Source organism: Sporosarcina sp. QA0331, from assembly GCF_055808055.1.
On record NZ_CM147850.1, the window covers coordinates 2754871 to 2774089 of the forward strand.

21 protein-coding genes are annotated in these 19219 nt (G+C 38.5%); 5 read left to right on the forward strand and 16 right to left on the reverse strand.

The window, feature by feature from the left end:
• The first annotated feature begins 370 nt into the window (after nucleotides 1-370).
• From AC0L13_RS13965 to AC0L13_RS13980, 4 genes are all read left to right on the forward strand, one after another.
• Nucleotides 371-2041, forward strand: a complete 1671-nt coding sequence (locus AC0L13_RS13965; protein ID WP_473640581.1) for a spore germination protein — start codon at nucleotides 371-373, stop codon at nucleotides 2039-2041.
• A gap of 23 nt (nucleotides 2042-2064) precedes the next feature.
• Nucleotides 2065-3276: a Ger(x)C family spore germination protein gene (locus tag AC0L13_RS13970; protein WP_473640583.1), complete on the forward strand. Its 1212-nt coding sequence runs from the start codon at nucleotides 2065-2067 to the stop codon at nucleotides 3274-3276.
• Nucleotides 3273-3497, forward strand: coding sequence for a hypothetical protein (locus tag AC0L13_RS13975; protein ID WP_473640586.1), 225 nt, complete (start codon nucleotides 3273-3275; stop codon nucleotides 3495-3497). The genes AC0L13_RS13970 and AC0L13_RS13975 overlap by 4 nt, the downstream gene beginning before the upstream one ends.
• Before the next feature lie 99 nt (nucleotides 3498-3596).
• Nucleotides 3597-4679 (forward strand): GerAB/ArcD/ProY family transporter, encoded by a 1083-nt coding sequence (locus tag AC0L13_RS13980; RefSeq protein WP_473640588.1) that lies wholly within the window; start codon nucleotides 3597-3599, stop codon nucleotides 4677-4679.
• A gap of 298 nt (nucleotides 4680-4977) precedes the next feature.
• On the opposite strand, the gene ltaS is transcribed toward AC0L13_RS13980, so the two are convergent.
• The 9 genes from ltaS to AC0L13_RS14025 all read right to left on the reverse strand — a co-directional run bounded on the left by ltaS (nucleotide 4978) and on the right by AC0L13_RS14025 (nucleotide 14479).
• Nucleotides 4978-6933, reverse strand: coding sequence for a lipoteichoic acid synthase (gene ltaS, locus AC0L13_RS13985; RefSeq protein WP_473640590.1), 1956 nt, complete (start codon nucleotides 6931-6933; stop codon nucleotides 4978-4980).
• 309 nt (nucleotides 6934-7242) lie between these two features.
• Entirely contained in the window at nucleotides 7243-8289 is a 1047-nt protein-coding gene (locus AC0L13_RS13990; RefSeq protein WP_473640592.1) for a hypothetical protein, read from the reverse strand.
• A complete protein-coding gene (locus AC0L13_RS13995; protein ID WP_473640594.1) occupies nucleotides 8273-8791 on the reverse strand; it encodes an RNA polymerase sigma factor in 519 nt (172 codons plus the stop codon). Before AC0L13_RS13995 ends, AC0L13_RS13990 begins: the two co-directional genes overlap by 17 nt.
• Nucleotides 8792-9082: 291 nt before the next feature.
• Nucleotides 9083-9205: a hypothetical protein gene (locus tag AC0L13_RS14000; RefSeq protein ID WP_473640596.1), complete on the reverse strand. Its 123-nt coding sequence runs from the start codon at nucleotides 9203-9205 to the stop codon at nucleotides 9083-9085.
• Nucleotides 9206-9455: 250 nt separating this feature from the next.
• Nucleotides 9456-9599, reverse strand: coding sequence for a hypothetical protein (locus tag AC0L13_RS14005; RefSeq protein ID WP_473640598.1), 144 nt, complete (start codon nucleotides 9597-9599; stop codon nucleotides 9456-9458).
• A gap of 368 nt (nucleotides 9600-9967) precedes the next feature.
• On the reverse strand, nucleotides 9968-10930 hold the full coding sequence (locus AC0L13_RS14010; RefSeq protein ID WP_473640600.1) for a threonine ammonia-lyase: 963 nt from the start codon (nucleotides 10928-10930) through the stop codon (nucleotides 9968-9970).
• Between the two features lie 16 nt (nucleotides 10931-10946).
• Nucleotides 10947-11960 carry an ornithine cyclodeaminase family protein gene (locus tag AC0L13_RS14015; RefSeq protein WP_473640602.1) on the reverse strand — a complete coding sequence of 338 codons (1014 nt, stop codon included), beginning with the start codon at nucleotides 11958-11960 and terminating at the stop codon, nucleotides 10947-10949.
• 330 nt (nucleotides 11961-12290) lie between these two features.
• The gene (locus AC0L13_RS14020) at nucleotides 12291-13538 is read right to left on the reverse strand and encodes an MFS transporter (protein WP_473640604.1); all 1248 of its coding nucleotides are present in this window, start codon (nucleotides 13536-13538) and stop codon (nucleotides 12291-12293) included.
• A 92-nt stretch (nucleotides 13539-13630) separates the two neighbouring features.
• Nucleotides 13631-14479 carry a LysR family transcriptional regulator gene (locus tag AC0L13_RS14025; protein WP_473640606.1) on the reverse strand — a complete coding sequence of 283 codons (849 nt, stop codon included), beginning with the start codon at nucleotides 14477-14479 and terminating at the stop codon, nucleotides 13631-13633.
• A gap of 145 nt (nucleotides 14480-14624) precedes the next feature.
• On the opposite strand from AC0L13_RS14025, the gene AC0L13_RS14030 reads away from it, so the two are divergent.
• Nucleotides 14625-15254 (forward strand): hydrolase, encoded by a 630-nt coding sequence (locus AC0L13_RS14030; RefSeq protein ID WP_473640608.1) that lies wholly within the window; start codon nucleotides 14625-14627, stop codon nucleotides 15252-15254.
• Between the two features lie 322 nt (nucleotides 15255-15576).
• Here the strand turns inward: AC0L13_RS14030 and AC0L13_RS14035 are convergent, their stop codons facing one another.
• The 7 genes from AC0L13_RS14035 to AC0L13_RS14065 form a co-directional block, all read right to left on the reverse strand.
• Nucleotides 15577-16029 (reverse strand): serine hydrolase domain-containing protein, encoded by a 453-nt coding sequence (locus tag AC0L13_RS14035; protein ID WP_473640610.1) that lies wholly within the window; start codon nucleotides 16027-16029, stop codon nucleotides 15577-15579.
• A 9-nt stretch (nucleotides 16030-16038) separates the two neighbouring features.
• Complete coding sequence (locus AC0L13_RS14040; protein ID WP_473640612.1) at nucleotides 16039-16479, reverse strand: serine hydrolase domain-containing protein; 441 nt, start codon at nucleotides 16477-16479, stop codon at nucleotides 16039-16041.
• Nucleotides 16480-16596: 117 nt separating this feature from the next.
• Nucleotides 16597-17160 (reverse strand): hypothetical protein, encoded by a 564-nt coding sequence (locus AC0L13_RS14045; protein WP_473640614.1) that lies wholly within the window; start codon nucleotides 17158-17160, stop codon nucleotides 16597-16599.
• A 69-nt stretch (nucleotides 17161-17229) separates the two neighbouring features.
• The gene (locus AC0L13_RS14050; protein ID WP_473640617.1) at nucleotides 17230-17463 is read right to left on the reverse strand and encodes a permease; all 234 of its coding nucleotides are present in this window, start codon (nucleotides 17461-17463) and stop codon (nucleotides 17230-17232) included.
• A 28-nt stretch (nucleotides 17464-17491) separates the two neighbouring features.
• Nucleotides 17492-17680 carry a hypothetical protein gene (locus AC0L13_RS14055; RefSeq protein WP_473640620.1) on the reverse strand — a complete coding sequence of 63 codons (189 nt, stop codon included), beginning with the start codon at nucleotides 17678-17680 and terminating at the stop codon, nucleotides 17492-17494.
• A gap of 124 nt (nucleotides 17681-17804) precedes the next feature.
• A complete protein-coding gene (locus tag AC0L13_RS14060; protein ID WP_473640622.1) occupies nucleotides 17805-18446 on the reverse strand; it encodes a DUF3885 domain-containing protein in 642 nt (213 codons plus the stop codon).
• Between the two features lie 113 nt (nucleotides 18447-18559).
• Complete coding sequence (locus tag AC0L13_RS14065; RefSeq protein ID WP_473640624.1) at nucleotides 18560-19036, reverse strand: hypothetical protein; 477 nt, start codon at nucleotides 19034-19036, stop codon at nucleotides 18560-18562.
• Between the last annotated feature and the right edge of the window lie 183 nt (nucleotides 19037-19219).

Genomic DNA, 19219 nt, shown 5'->3' on the forward strand with positions numbered 1-19219 from the left:
ACGCTTAGGCTTTATGGACTCCCCTCCCTCCTTTCAAATATAGCTAAGAGCAACAAGATAGACATATGGTTTCAATGGAATTTTAGATGTGGATTGTATGGTAAAGTCTGACCAAATAATGGCTCATAACACAGTTCACTTACTCCGCCAACTCCATCTAATTCTTCTTGGCCTGCCAACCATATCAAGCATATCCTATAATAATAACAGAGTGAGTGTTACGGAAAACAATATTAATAATATGCGTATAACAATTCTAAATTTCGATAACCCTACTAATTAGGGTTTTTTTATTATCATCTTTGGTTTGTCCCCTTGTATCAAGAGAACAAAATTGAAAATTATTTTCAAATAACCTCGTTGCACTTAAATGGATACATTAGATTATTGGATGTTGGGAATTCAGGGCATTTTTAATGCCTGTTCTCTTCGTGGATTTCCTAAAAATGAAGGTGGGATTCGATTGATTCGACGTGTTAATAAATTGTTAGGACGGCCAGTTTATATAAAAACGCAGACGCAATCTCAGCAAGAACAGGGAGAAAATATAGCGCAGGTAAAACTAGATCCTAATTTCGACCGTAATGTAAAAAACTTTCATTCCATTTTTGAAAAGAGCTCTGATGTTGTATTTCGTCCTTTTTTACTTTTTGGCAAAAGGAAATCAATGATTATTTACATTGAGGGGCTTTCTAATGTAGAGGGAATTGAGAAATCTGTTCTAGCTCCACTGATGCCTGAAATTGCTGATGATGAGCAGCCACTACAAACATTTCTTGAAACAAAATTGCCCCTAGCCCAAGTGAAGAAAATGGAAGTATTGGATCATTGTATAGACTCAATCTTATCAGGAAATCCCATTCTATTAAACGAAGGCGATGCGTTTTCTTTGGGATTGGTTAAATTTGAAAAGCGTTCTATTGAGGAGCCTGTCGCGGAAGGAGTAATCAGAGGTTCACGAGAGGGATTTACGGAAAACCTGCAGGTAGGTACATCGCTTGTGCGTCGCATCATTAAAAGCCCCTCGCTTAAAATAGAAACTATGAAAATCGGACGATATACGAAAACGTCGATTGCTCTTTTATATATTGAAGGAATTGTAGATAAAACGCTGATTGAAGAGATTAAAAATCGGTTAAACCGAATTGAAATTGATGGAATTTTAGAAAGCGAATATATTGAAGAATTGATTGAGGACAACCCTTACTCTCCATTTCCTCAAATATTATCGACAGAGCGACCAGATATTGTCTGTGCAAATTTGCTTGAAGGAAGAGCGGCAATTTTAGTAGATGGAACACCGTTTAGTTTAATTGGACCTATTTCATTCTTTTCATTGCTACAATCACAAGAGGATTATTATCATCGTTTCATGGTCAGTACATTTATTCGCTTGATACGCCACTTTTTCCTAATCATCTCTCTATTGTTACCTTCTCTTTATATAGCTATATTGACGTTTCATCAAGAAATGGTACCGTCTGAATTACTGCTAAGCTTTGCGGCATCAAGAGAGGCGGTACCTTTTCCAGCCTTATTGGAAGCACTGATAATGGAAATTATGTTTGAAGCACTAAGGGAGGCGGGGGTTCGTTTACCGAAGCAAATTGGTTCCGCTGTCAGTATTGTCGGCGCACTTGTAATTGGACAGGCTGCGGTCCAAGCGGGATTGGTATCTGCACCAATGGTTATTGTCGTAGCAGTAACGGGCATCGCCTCTTTTTTGATACCACGTTACGCGGCTGGACTTGCAATCCGGATGCTACGTTTTCCAGTTATGCTACTTGCTAGTACATTAGGATTACTTGGTATGATGATCGGTATTATTGTAATCGTTATTCATTTATGTACATTAAGATCGTTTGGTGTTCCCTATTTAACGCCGCTAGCACCATTAAAAACAAGTGAGTTAAAGGATGTACTATGGAGGGCTCCATTGTGGAAGATGAATACACGTCCACATCTAACTGGGGAAGCCAATGTAAGTCGACAGTCCCCTAAACAAAAACCTAACCCCGTAAAAGGCGGCGAAACAAGTTGAACCTTAGAGGATGGGAAATAATCATGATGGTAAAGGAAAAGGAACAAAACAATCGGAAAAGAGGAAAAATCCTTTTAATCCTTTTTATGATTTCTATCCTTTTATTAAGTGGATGCTGGGATCGGACAGAAGTTAATGATTTGTCCATTGTTACTGCAGTAGCCATCGATATAACAGACGATAAGCAAATCGAAGTCACCGTCCAAGTATTTGTACCTAAATCCTTTAGTGCCGGTGGTGGCCAAGGTAGTGGAGGAGACAAAGTTATAACGTCAGCGGGACAAGTAGGGAGTAATATTTCAGATGCACTATCTAAACTACAGGGAAAACTACCGCGCAAACTCTTTTGGGGTCAAACGGACGTGTTCATCTTTGGAGAAAAATTAGCAGAGGAAGGGATCCAAGAACACTTGGATTTCTTGCAACGTATACCTCAAATAAAGGAGAATGCCTTTGTCTTTGTGAGCGAGGGGGATGCAAAGAGCCTTTTGGATGTACCTACTACTTTAGAACGATACTCGGCGGAGTCGATGCGAGCATTAATGGATTTTGGATCAGGAATAGGTGTGACGATTAAGGATTTAGATATTATGTTAACTGGGATGAGTCAAGCTGTTGCATTACCATATGTTCGGATTGGATATCAGGAAATAACACAAGGGGAACCAATACAGTTTGTCCAAATAGATGGATCCGCTATTTTTCGAAAGGATAAAATGGTTGGGAAGATTACAGAAAAAGAAACGAGAGGCTTATTATGGTTACGTGATGAGATCATAAAGGCTACAGTGAATATAAAACTAGAAGGAGAGGAAGGGCTCGTATCTATTTATCCTGTCACCTCTAGAGTCAAACTGCATCCACAAATCAAAAATGGAACATGGAGAATGCGTGTGAAAGTAAAAACAGAAGGCTCAATCTTTCAAAATGAAACAAAGCTGGATATGTCAAAGCCTGCTATCGTAAATAAGGTAGAAAAGGAGTATCAAGAAGCAATTAAAAGTCGGATTGAGCTTGCACTTGAGAAAGTACAGCATAAGTTCAAAGCAGATGTTACCGATTTTGCCAACGAATTTTATCGAAAATATCCGCAGCAAATGAGACAGGCCCAAAAAGAATGGGATGAAATATACCCTGAAGTTGAGGTGATTTTTGAGATTAAGACAAATATCCGTCATGGAGGTAGTATTAGCAGACCAGGGGGATTACCAGAGGATGAGGTGAAGAAAAATTGAGATGGGGAGTTTTCTTTATCACGTTGGTCGTTATCGCAATCATTATTTTGTTTGAATGGCCGAAAATGAAACAAGATCCGAAAAAGGACAAATGGGTATTTATCGTGCTGCTTTCCATCGGATTGGGTCTGTCTCTATTTGATCTCCCCAATATACCGGGTCCAATAACATGGCTAGAAGCAATTTTTCATCCATTTAGTAAATTTATGGAAGTCGAATAACGAATGTGCGATGGTCCTCATAGAAGTTTGCTTTGTCCGGTGGGAAAATGTACCTTCAGCATAAATCTGCATTTACTAACATTGGAAAGGAGAAAATGAATGGAAAAAGGTAAAATCTCCTCCCTTCAGATGGCAATTATGATCTACCCGGCAATTTTGGCTACCGTTATTCTTTCGTTACCATCCATTACTGCGAAATATGCGAAAACGGATTTCTGGATCTCTCCTATTCTGGCATCTCTTCTCGGTTTTGCTACCGTGTATATCGTATATAAATTGCATGAGCTTTATCCTAAGCAAACAGTGATCCAATATAGTGAGCAAATTATTGGTAAGTTTACTGGGAAAATCTTTGGTATTATTATCTTATTTTTATATCTTAGCTCAACCGGACAAATCGTCAGAGAATATGCTCAATTTATTACTACCTCTTTCCTAGATGATACGCCAATCAGTGTAATTATTACAATGATGATTTTCACATGTGCCCTTGCCGTTCGTGGAGGGTTAGAAGTATTAGGAAGGGTCGCAATAATTTTCGTCCCCTTTTTCATTCTTCCACAATTCATAATGATTTTCTTATTGTTGCCAGACTTAGAATATCGAAATATCTTTCCAATATTAGCGGATGGTATAATACCTCCTATCAAGGGGGCAATTGTCCCTAGCGCATGGTTCACGGAATTTTTTCTCCTTTCCTTCTTCTTCCCTTTTTTAACGGATGGTGAAAAGGGCAAAAGATTTGGAATGCTGTCCGTTGTTGCTGTCATGGTTACGTTCGTGGTCGTTGATTTAATCGTTCTTTTTATACTAGGTCCAACGACAGATTCAAAAATTTATCCACTGTTGAATGTTGCCAAATATGTCCGAGTCGGTGAGTTTATTGATAACGTAGAAGCTATCGTCATGGCCATTTGGATTGTTGGAGCTTTTGTGAAAATTTCTGTCTTTTATTATGTTGTTTCGCTAGGCACAGCACAATTGTTAAATCTCTCCAGCTATCGTTCGATTATCTGGCCGTTAGGAATTTTAGTCTTTATATTTAGCTTTTGGTCACTTCCAAGGCAAATGGATTTCACAAGATATACGGTCGGCACATTTGTCCCTTTGGCGTTACTCGTCCAATTCGTTATTCCACTTGCATTACTGGGAATTGCACTCCTCCGGAAACGAAAAAAGTGAAGCGGAGAGTGACGGTGGTTCTCTGTCTTCTGGAACGTGAGATCAGGAATTACGTTTCAAATTCATTTCACGTATGGAATAATTTAGATTTTATGGATCGCTTTGTCCATTATTCCTACCAATATTTATTTGATGAAACGCTCCCCACACCAGGGATATAGCAAAATGTAAAACGCTTTGAAGATAACGAAGTGCACCTCTCCATTCGGCTGTTTTTTAATATATCATGTTGATGGGCAATCAAAAAGAAGCACACCCTCTCCATTAAGAGAGAACATGCTTCTTCTACTGCGATATGTCATTCGTTTGATTGTACATCTGCATCTTTAGTGTAGTTATACTGAGAAGAATCGACAGGAGTATACCCGTTTGGCGTATAAAATCTCAATAAGTCGCCATTCACGACTTTATCGGAAAGCTCCAATTTATAATCCACTTCTTTTTTCAATGCATTGGCACGCTCCATTTGACGTTCGTCGAGTGGTAAGCCTGTTTGATTATCATAAAACTTTTCATTAATTGAATCAATCGTTGGGCTGATAAAATCGCCATTTCGAAACGGGACAACTTCATTATGCTCTTCCGAGAATAAATCGGAACCGAATTGAACAAAGTCCTTCGTATCAATTCCAAGCAAATGCAATAATGTCGGAAGAAGGTCTGTCTGGCCGCCATACGTGTGGTTGATGCCGCCTTTCATTCCAGGAACATGTATGAATAAAGGAACGCGCTGCAAGTTTGCACTTTCATAAGGGGTAATTTCTTTTCCCATGATTTTTGCCATCGCTCTTTTATGATTCTCGGAAATGCCATAATGGTCGCCATACAGAACAATGACCGAGTTATCATATAAGCCCATTTCCTTTAATCGAGTGAAGACTTTTTCAATCGCTTCGTCTGTATACCGCGCAGTTTGGAAATAATCGTCCACACTGGCGTCCCCAGTCTGTGCTTTATCGATTGTCACTAAGTCTTGATTCATAGCATACGGATAGTGGTTTCCAACCGTAATGAATTTCGTATAAAAAGGTTGCGGCAGTGAACTCAACATACTTTCAGATTGCTCATAGAACGGTTTGTCCAACAATCCATATTCCGCCATGTCAATTGGGTCACTCGTATCATAATAACTCGCATCAAAGAAATGGTCGAATCCAAATTCTTTATAAATGGTATTTCGATTCCAGAAGCTGCCGTTATTACCGTGGAAGACAGCGGATGTATAACCGTAATCCTTTAAGATACTTGGGGCCGCTTGGTACGTATTTTGTGCTTTCGTTATAAAAGCAGATCCTTGCGGCAGCCCAAATAGGGAGTTCTCCAACATGAATTCCGCATCGGACGTTTTGCCTTGGCTTGTTTGGTGGAAGAAGTTATCGAAATACGCCGTATTCTTATCTTTTGTTAATGAATTTAAAAACGGTGTAACTTCTTCTCCGTTCAATTTGTAGTTAATCAAAAAGTTTTGGAATGATTCTAAATGCAAATAGATGACGTTCATTCCTTTGGCTGCCCCAAAATAGGATGGATTCGGTTCGGCGTAAGCAGATTGTGTATAGTTGATCACTTCTGTAAGATCACTGCTATCCGCCAAAGCTCTTTGCGATGACGCTGCCGCCGTTTCCACCGAGTCATAAATCGTGTAATTATACATCCCTAGATATTTCACAATATAGTTTCGGTCAAAACCTCGAGTCAACAGTTGAGGACGGCTCGATTCAGCGAGCCCTAGATTGATGATAGAAATTACTAAGGCGACAGCAATAATGGCGGCCGCTTTTTTAGATCCTACACGATTTGTCTCTTTTTGTACCTTACGTGAAAATCGAAGGTACATCATGACGAATACATCCACAAAGAACAAAATATCATAAGGTTTTAGCAGGGACAGAACACTTCCGCCCAAATCCCCGAAATTCTGCGTTTGCATAAGGGTAGGAATTGTAATGAAATCACTGAAAAACCGGTAATAGACGACATTCGCATATAAAAGAATCGACATGAGCATGTACATGACGACGAGCACTGTATATTTTTTCTTTCCTTTAAACAAAAATGAAATTCCTAGAAATAGCAATGCTGAACCGAGCGGATTTAGCAGTAAAAGGAATTGCTGAAGAGGTCCTTCTACTCCTAGCTCAAACTGTGTGGCTTGAGCGATATATGTTTTCATCCATAACATCAATACAGCTACTGCATATATTCCTAAAAAGTTGTGTAATAGAAAATCTTTAACATTCCATTGTTTTCTCATGTAAACACCAACCTTCTATTGAAAAAGTTATGTTAAAATAATTTTGTTTCTATAGCTAAAATATAGTACTCCTCTTTTACATTTTTGTCAAGTTACATAGAGCCAAAACGAGTCGAACCCACGTCAGAGGCTTGAATAATTAAGCGTCTACGCATGTAGATTGACTACTTACGGCACGCGCTGTAAGTTAAAGTGCCAGCTTCCGATTATTAAATTCCTAGTTTTTTTGGGCCTGGAATTATAAAAAAACTGAAAGGACCGTAACTCGTGTCCTTTCAGCTTTCTCTAAAATGCATTAATTGAGTGTACTTAGTTTGTTATTGTAATAAATGCCTTTTTGTTATTCAGTAAAAATTGAATGGTAAAAGGGTCGTCTCCAATTTGTTCTTTCGTCTCCGGTAACTCAAAATATTCTTGTATCGCGTTTTGGATTTCTTCTATTACTTCTTCGGGAAGCGGTTTATTCAATTCAGTATTAATGGTGACGAAGGCAGCACCATTTTTCACCTTATACGACATACCTGTAACTTGATAAGCAGACTTCCCGGCCATCGCATCATATAAATCAGATGCTACATATGCCCAGCGATTGTCTTGTTGACGGTGCTTGAGATTGAAGCTATGCACTTTAACATCTTTAACATCTAGATTCTTTGCCTTTATTTCATTTTCAATATCCTCAATAATTTTATCCGATTCCTGAATATGGTCTGGCATATCGATTGTGACGATGTGAGAAAACCACGTTTTTTCTAGTCCGGTTAATTCATAGTCTGCTTCTTTTGCATATCCGTAGGATGTGAAAACTTCTTTCACAATCTCACTTACTTGATCATATAAATTGAATGTGTCATCGCTCCTAGTATCTCTTCGCTCTTCAGTCACACTTGATATTTTTAAATCAAACTGGTCATAGCCGTTGTTATATAAATAATCCGTTATTTTCGGTTCCAAATCTTCGGTTGCTTTAGTTAAAGCAGACGCTTTCAAAACGAGCGAAACCTCAACGGTATAAGGCGAGGGTGACACTCCTATGAAATTCACATCATACCCTTCTCTCGTAACGAAATCAAAAAGCTGAGATGTTAAATCAGGGTTATACGAACCATCCGAAAAACTAGGTGTTATTGAAATCGGAATGATCTTGGAAACGACACGTGCTGCGGTAGGCGAGTAAATGGGCGACGTAAAAATCAAAACTATACAAGCGACAGCAATCCAGCCAAAAGATTTGAAGCGGTGTCTCGTCTTGGCATGAGTATTATGCAAAATACGGTTTCTTAATTGCATTTTTGATTTATCTGTCATGTGTAATTGTGCTTCTAATTCACGCAGCTGCTCATCTAAACACTTCATGCGTAACTCCCCCTTCACTCATGTCCCGTTTAAGTTTTTCCAGCGCTCGTTTTAACGTCATTTTCACTTTACTCTCGGACCACTTTAGAATGAGCGCGGTTTCTTCTGTTGAAAATTCCTTTAACTTCCGTAAAATGATAACTTGTCGGTAAGTCGGTTTTAATTGCTGAATCGCGCGGTACAATTGTTCGTTTTGAAAATTCATCGCAACCAGCTGTTCCGGAACTGGTTCGTTATCTTTCGCTTCCAACGTCAAACCGAAATAATGTTGCAGCGGATGCTTCTTTCGAAAGTAGTCGGTTGTTACGTTCCGCGCAATCGTAAATAACCAAGTTTTCACTGAGGATCTGCTTTCAAATTGTTGGTGGTGCCTATATGCTTTTATGAATGTTTCCTGAGTCAAATCCTCTGCTTGCTGATAATCTCGAACCATTAACAGTATGTACGTTAAGACCGAATCACTATATTTATCAAACCAATTTTCCAAGTCTGCCTGTTCCAAAAACGTTCCCTCCCTCTTTCTATCCACTTAGACGTAATGAAAGAAGAACGCGTCACACTTGCCTATCTCATCACGAAAAATTCCAGACACACAAAAAGAAAAGCAGCATCCTTTGTAGGATTAACGCTTTTCTGTTTCGTATGATCTACTTGCTTAGAGTGCCAGCTTCTGATTGAAATCCGAATTGATTTAGGTAATCTGTCGAATCCGTTTTCGGTTTTCTCGGTTTTCTCTATTAAGTTGTTCTAAACGTTCCCCTCTTGCTAGCAAAGTACTTTCAAAACACCTTGTTCATCGCTTCAGCTGTCTGTCAATAAAATCGATTGTCTGTTGCAAGCTCTCTTTCGCTTCATCCAACGGGTAGTCAAACTGATACTCGTGGAAAAACTCCTTCTCTACGTCATTAAAAAACAAGGCCTCCACCGGGATTTTGAGGGATTGTAGCTATTCTACTAATGCCATCCCCTGCTCTTGGAATGAAAAAGCATTCCCATCGGTTATATACGTTGGTGGAAAGTTCACGGTAATGTAATTCGGTAGAGAGGCTTGCCTGATTTCATGACTATTTTCCAGTCTTTTGTTCCAATCAATACACGGGCAACCGTATTGACAAAAAACTTCATGAACTTATCATCCGATTGAATGGATGCGATTTGCTGCAAATCTACTGGGCAGCTATGATTACCGGTTGATCAAATAGCCTTTGAATGAGGAATACACTCGGTTTGACCGATACAGTAAATGCAATGATGACAGCCAATACTAAAATTGCAACCGCAGCCATTAACCACATTAAGACTTTCAACAATCGCTTCACATCATGACTACTCTCTTGCTGAGTTTCTTTAAAAATTCCGACGATGACAAATACATTATACCAATAATGACTCACACTGGTTTTAGTAAATCTAATATAAACACAGATCGAGTTTACAAAAGGTAACAAAAAAGAAGCATAAAATCTCCGCCCTTGGAAATTCATGCTTCTTTTACGTGCTATTGTTCACAATTTTCATGGAGACAGCTGGCAGAATCCACTACTGCTGAAAATGCTATTCTACCAATGACGTTAAGCGGCTATAGTTGCTCTTAAAAATGCTTGATTTCGTATTTGACTACGTTTGTTAAAATTTGTTGAGGGGGCAAGCTCTTTGTACTGCAAATGAACCCATTCAATTAATACTTTAATAAAATATCAGTCAATACTTCCCCATCAATATTACCACCGGATAAAACGAGAGCAACGTTTTTCCCTCCAATTTGCTCTCTGTAGTTCATAATAGCAGCTACTGTTGTGCAGCTACCTGCTTCCACAATATACTTCTCCTTTTTCGCCATGAAACTAACCGCTTTTGCTATAGACTCTTCTGATACAGCAATAAAGTCATCAACGTAATCTTTTGCTAATTCATAGCTGAGCTTACCAATCCCTCCAACAAGAGCATCACATATTGATTCTTCTCCTGGATATTCTTCATAAAAGGTATTGTCCTCATAAGATTTTATCATGGCAGGACATGCTTCAGTTTGCACTCCTATGACTCGAATTTCCGGATTTATAGATTTAGCCGCTACAGCTATTCCTGTAATTAAACCTCCTCCCCCTATAGGCACTACAATGGTATCAATGTCTTTATTTTGTTCAAGAATTTCAATTGCAATTGTACCCTGACCACCATAAATTAAAGGATCGTCATAGTAAGCATCAATATATATTAAATTGTTTTTTTCAATATACTTCATTCCTAGCGAATGGGCTTCATCATAATTATCTCCTAAAAGGATCACCTCTCCTCCAAAATATCGGATCTTATCTATTTTGCTTTCGGGGGTCGTTTTAGGAACTATAATTTTCACATTTGTTATTCCAAGAATTGAAGCTGCATAACTTACTGAACTTCCATGGTTGCCAGAGGAAATAGCTGCAACACCATGCTCCATTTCCTCTTTAGTTAATGTCATCATCTTGTTTAACGCACCACGTATTTTAAAACTTTTTGCTCTTTGAAAAGACTCAAGTTTAAAGAAGTATTTTGTGCTTTCATCTCCTAGGTAAAAGGATTCCTCAAGCGGTGTCTTTCTAACGTGTTTTTCAATACGTTCATAAGCATCTTTCACATCAATATAATTAAACTTCATTGTCTCCATCCACCTTTTAAATTTCTGATTTTGTACCAAGATCTTTTTCACCTGCAGTCTTTAGTGCAATATTTGCTGTATAGATATCCAAAAGCGCCATTCCCGTTGCATCAAATACAGTTATTTGTTCGTCGGAGGACCTTCCCTTAACCTTCCCCAGGATAACATCCCCTATCTCACCAGAAATATTTCCCTCAGAAATTATGCCTTGCTTAAGGGGTATTTCAATCTCTCCAACTTGTATACAATGTTCTTTATCATCTACAAAAATGCTCGCTTTCGACATGAGTTCTGATTCTATTTCCTGTTTCCCTACCATATCAGCGCCTATGCAAGATATGTGTGTTCCTCTTTGCACCCATTCATGCTTCAAAAATGGAACTTTTGAAGATGTCGCAGTAATAATAATGTCGCTGTTTTTAACTGCATCCTCCAAACGTTCAACTACTTCAAATACAATTTCTTCTGTATCTATTCCAAATTCAACATGCAGTCTTTGCGATACACTGCCAACAAAGCTATTCAGCTTACTTTCATTTCGTGCCCATATCCTAACTCTATTTAACTCAGGCAAAGCGGTTAATATAGCTGCGATTTGAAAAATTGCCTGGTTTCCTATTCCAATAATGAGGAGATGCTTGGAGTTTTTTCTAGCTAAGTATTTTGCACCTATCGCACCAGATGCCCCGGTTCGTATCCCTGTTATAAATGAAGCATCCATTATCCCTAAAGGTTTACCTGTTTCGGCATCAAATACAGAAATCGTTCCCAATAAAGTTGGGATGCCCTTTTCTTCATTCTCAGCAAACCATGTTACCGTCTTATGTCCAAATAACTTTTCGCTCTTTAAATAGCCTGATTTAATGTCCATATCTGCCTTCCCCGGTTCAAAATCATAGAAAATAGTTGGCCATGTTTCAGTTTTACGCTCACTTTTAGATTTGTAAACTGTTTCAACTAAATCAATCACTTGATTGATTTTTAACACCTGTTTAACAACTTCGTTACTTAAGACTCTGAATTCAAACAATGGCTTTCCCCTCCTTGTTTATCTAAATAACAATGGCTTAAAAAACAAAAAGCATTGAATCTCACCCCTCCTAAAAATAGGCCCTAATGGGAATGAGACTCAATGCTTTTTTATGTTTTTACCCGGGGGCAAAAACAGCACCATGTTATTTTAATTGCAATAATAGTATCACATAAAAGATTATCAATCAAGAGTCGTAAAAGCTTGCGGGGGCAAACTTTTAATGTACTTGCCATTAGAAAACCAAAATTGAACAATGACACAAGTTTTCCTTAGTCCTTATGAGTGTTTCACAAAATTGCAGTATTTAATTTTCTCACAAAGAAGTTTCTATGCAGTTAATGAAATTGATCTTCTTTCTCTTTTATAGTGAAATGACCAAAGGATTGCCAGGAATAAAAATACGCTTGCGCCTCCCCAGTAAACGTAAGTGAATCCGTTTGCTAAACCAAAAATCATGAAACTAATAAAAGGACCTAAAGATGCTCCAAGATCTTGAGCAATTGTATAAGTGGTAAGGAATGAAACTACATTTGTGTTTTTTGAAATGTCCAAAGCAATTGCATCAACAATAGTTGTAAGTGATGTAGCTCCAATCATCACTAAGAAAGTAAAGAAAATCATAACAACGAGTGGAAGTTCATTGGAAATAATTCCAAACGTTAAACCTGCGAAAATTAATGATAGAACTAGTAAAGGCGCTCTTCCTTTAGGTCCATCAGACCAAATCCCAAACCGTGCTCCTAAAAACGGTTCCCATATCCATCGTATCGATAAAATAATTCCCGCAAGGAAAGTAACGCTCATTACAGATCCAAATAAGACGACACTTTCTCCATGGTTTTGCTCAATTAAAGAGCTTAGTGTCGAGATGAAAACCCCTTGAATAAGCAGAGTGATACAGAAGCCTGTAAAAATAATCATTCCTCTGCCATGTTTAAATTTGCTCACAAATCGTTCTTTAATAATGACAGCCTTGTTATCCTGCTCTTTATCCTTCAAGGAATTTGTATTAACATACATTAAAATCAAAGGTAGTCCGAACAGAGTCAGACAACCAAAAATAATCGATACGGCACTTAACCCAATAATCGGCACGAGCAGCCCACCTACTAACATACCAAATAAGCTGCCTAATCGATATAATCCGTTGTAAAGACCAATTGATTTACCCCGATTGTCTTTATCCGTATCAAAGGCCACAATGGATAAACCTCCGATTCTGAAAAACGACCATGCAATTCCCCAAAGACTACGTAAAAGTATCCAGGCAATAAACCCGCTCAACAATCCGTAGCCTAACGTCGTGATACTACCTAATAGAATTGCAATCACTAACCCGGTTTTTAGGGAAATCTTATTATAAAGCCATCCTACAAGTGGGTTAAATGGCAAACGGATAAAACGGTTAATGGATAATAGCACACCAACTTGCCAAATGGAGTCAAGTCCCGCCTCTTTCCAGTACAAAGGCAATGCAATATATAGCATTGAATCTCCTAAAAGACTTATAGCAGTAACCAATGCAACAATGATACTGACAGGAAATTTACGTTCCCCTTTCGTTGATTCCGACAATGCTGATCACTCCTAATTGGGCATTGGTTTAAATTTATGTATATCATTTATTAGCGCGTAGCATCTATCATCAAAGTGCTTTATCTCATTTATTACCTCAACCATTCAAGGAATAAATCAGTTGCCGACCGGTTCTTGTTTTTGAGATAAATAACATACGTCTTGAAACTAGGCAACTCCGAAGAAAACTTGTGATCCAGCTCTTGCAGTTCCCCCTCTTCAAGATATGGAGCAACGAATGATTTCGGTACAAATCCAAAATAATCCCAGCTTTTTAAGTAATTGACTACGAGAGCTGTTTGATTGATCTTGAATGCAGGAATGAAATGGGGTCCTACGATTTCATTAAACCACGTCATGAAAGGCTTACCCCAATCGAGGAATAGAAAATCCCCACCTCTTAATGCATTCAATTCAATCGTTTCGAAATCCTTTCTCCCCACTAAAACAAAATAATCTTCCTGTATTAGTTCATAATCGACCATTGGATGGCGTGGCCTTGAATAAACAATACCTATATCAATCGTTCCATCAATTACTTTTTGTATTGTATTTTCATTCGTATGAGCCATTAAATCCAAAGCAATCTCGGGATGACTCGACTTGAAATTCAATATGTCGGTGTGGAATGTGTAATTCCATATCGATGAAGGACCCCCAATCACTAACTTATCCGTAAATCGATCTTCGAGCAGAATCGTTTCCATACTTATCTGGACTAATTCATTCAAACGCTCCGCATATGGTACAAACAACTCCCCCGCCCTTGTCAGAGTTACTTGTTTATTATTTCGCAGCAACAACTGTTTTCCGATTTGTTGTTCCAGCGTTCGTATTCTTGCTGTAATGGTCGACTGGGCAATGTGAAGAATTTCCGCCGCTTTCGTAAAATTCCTCGTTTCATTAATAACTAAAAAAGCTTTGATCTGTTCTATATCCATTACTGATCCTCCGAATCAACAATCTATTTTTTCGATTGCATACATTCAATAAATCAATTTTACAGATTCATAGTAGTCGTTTACGATAGAAATTGCCAGAACATTTAGCGTTAATTCATAAATTTACGATAATAGGAGGATCACTATGGGTTCAAGAATTATGCACGCAATCATTGCACATAAAATAGCAGAGAAGCTGTCGATAGAAGATAAGGTTCCCTTTCTGATTGGTGGCGTAGCCCCTGACGCCGTTTCATCCAAGGATACATCCCACTTCTTCGCGGGGGACTTGCAAGACTATTCAAGATATGTTGATTATATGGCTTTCTTGGAGAAATACCAAGATGAAGCTGAAAATCTTTATGTATTGGGCTACTTCACACATTTAATAGCAGATGACATTTGGCTTAAGGGCTTCTACCTTCCGTGGCTTAAAAACAGAATGGAGGCTGATCATGAATTATTCAAACGCTATCATAATGACTTTCAGCTACTTAACGGAAAATTGCTCGAGTACTATGGGCTTAAGGATGAGCTGAAAAATAGTCTGTCCCAAATTCCAATCGCGCCAGATTTAGAAGAAGTATCCTCAAAAGAAGTCATGGACTTCCTACCTTCTGTCATTGTGGATACGGAGTATGAAAAAGACAACGTATTATATGAGAAGCTGCTTGTATTTACTCTTGAGCAGATTGTTGGGTATATAGAGACTTGTGTTGATAAGGGGGTTGTGGAGATAAAGAAATTGCAATCAAAAGCAGCGATGCATTATTAACTTTTGATTCTTTATGGAGGTACTCTTTCGCAGTGATTATATGATAATTCAAGTATACGGGCATTCCTATTTTAACTTCAGCCAAAGCGTAGTAGACATAGATAGTATCTCGGGTTTAGTGACAGCAGCAAAGTGATGGGGTATGAGTTCACGATTGCTTAAAAGGAGAACGGCTCCATTCTAAGGCTGCTGTGGTCAAAACAGTTCTTTTTAGGTTTTGTTATAAACTATTAAATACGATAAAAGAGAGTCCGTATATTTGCCAAGACTCTCTCTTTTGTTCAATTTACCTTTTTCATACTTTCTTCCAGATTGTAATGGCTTAGGGTAACTGACTGTCGGCATAGGGCAATAGATAGTCCTTAAAATAATATAAAGGTCTTGATGAATCATCTTTAATACTGCTTGTCATAACTACTACTAATTGATAGTCAGGTGCGATAATAATATATTGCCCCTCATATCCAACCGCGAGTGCAATCCTACCTATTTGATTGTCAAATTGTTTATTCCACCAGTGGAACGCGTAAGAATTACCATCATCAACTTTGACTTTTGGACTTGTAGATTCGTCAATCCAATCAGGGGTCAAAATTTGTTTAGATTCCCAACGTCCTTTATTCACATAAAGCGTACCGATTTTTAACATATCAACCGTTTTCAACGTTAATCCGAAACCACCAATGGCTATACCTTGGGCATCACGGTTCCACTTATAATCTGTTATTCCTAGAGGAGTAAATAAATGCTTTTTAGCGAAGGCTTCTGTATTCAATCCAGTAGTCTATTGTAAGATTGCACTTAACAAGTGTGAAGAACCACAACTGTAGACCATTTCTTTACCGGGAAGATGATCAATGTCCTGCTGAAGTACAAAATTCACCCAATTTTTGCTGGGTATCATACTATTATTCCCCGGCCAGTGCAACCCAGAAGTCATGGTCAGCAGGTGTTTGATTGTAATTCTCTGATCCTCTTTATCTTTATTAAATTCCGGAAAGAAATTACTAATTGGTGTATTGACATTTTCGATATAGCCCTTGTCTATCGCAATCCCGATCAGTGCTGATAGGATGCTTTTTGTGACAGAGTATATTTTGTGTTGCTTTTCTTTCATTTTATTGTTTCGATAGTATTCAAATACCACAGCATTATTCCTCTGGACAATGACGCTATCAATTTTATCTTTTTTTAGTAGCTTTTGAAATTCGGTTAAGGATTTCATTCGCCTATTAATCCCCCTCGTACCAATTATAAGCTTTAATATCTAAGCAATACTATCTTCTATTCTCCCAATAAAATCTTTTGTATGACGTTAAAGTGAAAGACTTGCTATAAGACATCAGAATTCATAGTCGAAATAGCTTTCCACAAATTTTGACATGCGGTTGCTGTCACCTGGTTCTCCGATTGTATCCAAATCAAAATCGTAGAAGTACAAATACGCGATGCGTTGGTGTTCATCGGATGTGCCAATCATTCCAAACGATTTCGGAAAGCCGTCTCCTTCCAACACTCGAAACACATAACTGTTGAATGAGAACTCCTCATTCGTGCGACTCGTATTATCCGTCGTTTCAGACGCGGATTCCAGTTTGGAGGCTGCGAGATTTTCCGCGAGTTTCCCTTTTTCGCTTTCATAGTTTTGCGTGTCATATTCGACCACAAGTGCTACCGAGTTGGCTTCGAAGAGGAACATTTTCTTTTGCGTATGTCGGTAGTCGATGGTCCTGTATGTCGGCAAATCGTCAAGAACCGGCATCACGTATTTTGCTTCCGTATCGATGGCGGTGCCCGTGTTCAGGTACTCATTAATATCCGAACTAGTCTTGCCACAGCCCGTCAGCAGGAGTGCAAATGTTATCATGACCAAGAGTTTAATAAGCCAAAGATACTGTCGTATCAAAAATCCCATCCCCTTTTGCATTATCCCTCATAAGAGCCCATGAGCAGTACAATTTATTGGACAGGCAAGTTACAATTCGTGACGGTCTTCTGTTTTATCCCTTTTCTTTTTATCTCCAAAATACTTCCACAGGTGGTATGTAGTCCAGAATAAAACTGCACCTATAAGCATTGATAATGGGGCAACGTATGGCTTTCCAAGAATATAATCCGGGGTAAAAACTACGTACAATACTAAAATAATGATTGCTGGTATCAAAAGAATCCAATACCGTTTGTCTTTAAAAGTGCTGAAACTCCACATGCAACTGCCTCCCCGTGTATAGATTGGTTTAAAAAAAGTAAGATAAAATTGGAAGAAGAATAAGCAAGATAACAAAGCTTTGGATCAACGTTAGTAACACATCTTTTTTCCAAGTATTCCTGCCGGGATACCGATTGCCTAGCCTTTGAAAAACGAGTAGGATGACCCACCAAATGAATAGACTTACGATAAACTGACTGAAATTATCATAGGGCATGAATGTCCCTCCCTTTCTTAATCAAAAGGCTCGATGAACAGTGCAAATCCTCGTCCCAAGCAATCGTGGCCTGATTGAAGAATAACCTTACACATGGTAAGGCTTCTCCCACTACGGATGCAGATTAAGTGAATACCTCATCGATCTTTGCGCGGTCATAATCTAAAATCCAGTCGTTAAATTCTTTATACACCCATCGAATTGCTTTCGTGTCCATTCCTAGCAAATCACAGCCTCTGTCATCATAGACATAGTAGATTGTTCCCTTCGTTACATTCACAAAGTAGATGGGATAGTAGATGCTCGGACTGATACCCATATCCTGGTTGCATATCGCCTTCAGAAGTGCCGCATATCGAAAATCTGACCGACAGCATCTTAGACTGAACCGATGTGTACGATAGGTCCCGTCTTCATCATCTTCCGGATAGATGTACGGTCGGTTCTCATGTTGCAGTCGAAGCAATGCTGATTTCTTTTTCACGTACTTTGAAAAGACATTCAACTTCCGCCGCAGGGCATACCCACTTCCAAAATCGTGGACGTCGACCACAAGATAGATCTCATCTTCAGGAGCATGCAGGGCTTCGAATAAATCGATTGCCCGTCGGTAAGCCCCTTGTAAATACAATGGGTTCTCATGAATACTGACAGGGCTTTCGTTTACTCCTAGTTCGAATCGGATGCTCGCATCCCATGAGTAAAACAGAGGTGACCCTAACTTCAAACCTGGAAAACTATTCATCATAAAGTCATCTAGCGTCATGTTCCACCCTTCTTTCAGGAAATACTCTCTCTAACCGCACGTGTTTTGCGAGGAAACTGGTTCTTGTGCGATATAGGCACCATTGAATATATAACAATTTGGATTGCACCCTGTCATTCATTATTCGTTAGAAGAACAACGTTATCCCCTCTTACAACTTGGAATATTAAATCATCTTCAACGCTCAGTATAGAAGCAGGAGCGGAGACATCTTTACCTTCGCTGCTAAAGAAGATTCCATAACCATTATTTGCAGGATAGCCATACAAATAACAAACCACTTTTTCATTTTTCATAAAAACTAATTGATTCATGCCTCCGTTTACCGTTTCACTGATTGAATCCCACTTATAGCCAACGGTTTGATAAATTATATCTTTAGGTGTGTATGGGTCAAAAGAATATACTAAATCCCATTCAAATGGAGTGATATCGGATAAATTCACGGACTCAACGGAACTTTCAATATTCATAACTTCTTGTTTCAAAAGTTGTTCATTCACATCCCATACTTCTTTTTTGAAGACTTTAATTAACAATATCGTTAACATAATTGCGATCACGATAATCATTACTTTTTTTCTTATCATTTTGTTATTCCCTCTCATTTATAAAGTAGTAGAATTCCCTGTAAATTTAAACGAATTCTATTTGAGAAGGTTACAACTTATATCATGCCGGCTATTGTGTTTTGTCTAAAGCAAATTTAGATTAGCCGTTTGTTCATTCAATGATCGATGCAAAAAAAGAGCACGTCCTCTTCAATCGGAGTG